Consider the following 418-nt stretch of genomic DNA (forward strand, 5'->3'; position numbering starts at 1 on the left):
TCGGCGGTTCGATCCCGTCATCCTCCACCATTTAGCCGACTTAGCTCAATTGGTAGAGCAACTGACTTGTAATCAGTAGGTTGGGGGTTCAAGTCCTCTAGTCGGCACCAGAAATTATGGCGGTTGTGGCGAAGTGGTTAACGCACCGGATTGTGGCTCCGGCATTCGTGGGTTCGATTCCCATCAGTCGCCCCATTTTTCTTAAATAAATTAATATGCGGGTGTGGCGGAATTGGCAGACGCACCAGACTTAGGATCTGGCGCCTTTGGCGTGGGGGTTCGACTCCCTTCACCCGCACTTTTAATTAAATAACTCATACATGTCTTGCGGAAGTAGTTCAGTGGTAGAATACAACCTTGCCAAGGTTGGGGTCGCGGGTTCGAATCCCGTCTTCCGCTCCAATTTTCAATATGACAT

Annotated in this window: 4 tRNA genes; all 4 read left to right on the top strand. The window is 50.0% G+C overall.

Features of this window, described 5'->3' with window-relative positions:
• Window positions 1-34: 34 nt before the first annotated feature.
• The 4 genes from MR147_RS26790 to MR147_RS26805 all read left to right on the top strand — a co-directional run bounded on the left by MR147_RS26790 (window position 35) and on the right by MR147_RS26805 (window position 402).
• Window positions 35-110, top strand: a tRNA-Thr gene (locus MR147_RS26790).
• 9 nt (window positions 111-119) lie between these two features.
• Window positions 120-195 (top strand) — tRNA-His (locus MR147_RS26795).
• 22 nt (window positions 196-217) lie between these two features.
• A tRNA-Leu gene (locus MR147_RS26800) sits at window positions 218-298 on the top strand.
• 29 nt (window positions 299-327) lie between these two features.
• Window positions 328-402, top strand: a tRNA-Gly gene (locus MR147_RS26805).
• Window positions 403-418: the final 16 nt, after the last annotated feature.

The sequence above is a fragment of the Bacillus cereus group sp. BfR-BA-01350 genome (genome assembly GCF_022663775.1).
Classification (GTDB): Bacteria; Bacillota; Bacilli; order Bacillales; family Bacillaceae_G; genus Bacillus_A; species Bacillus_A paranthracis.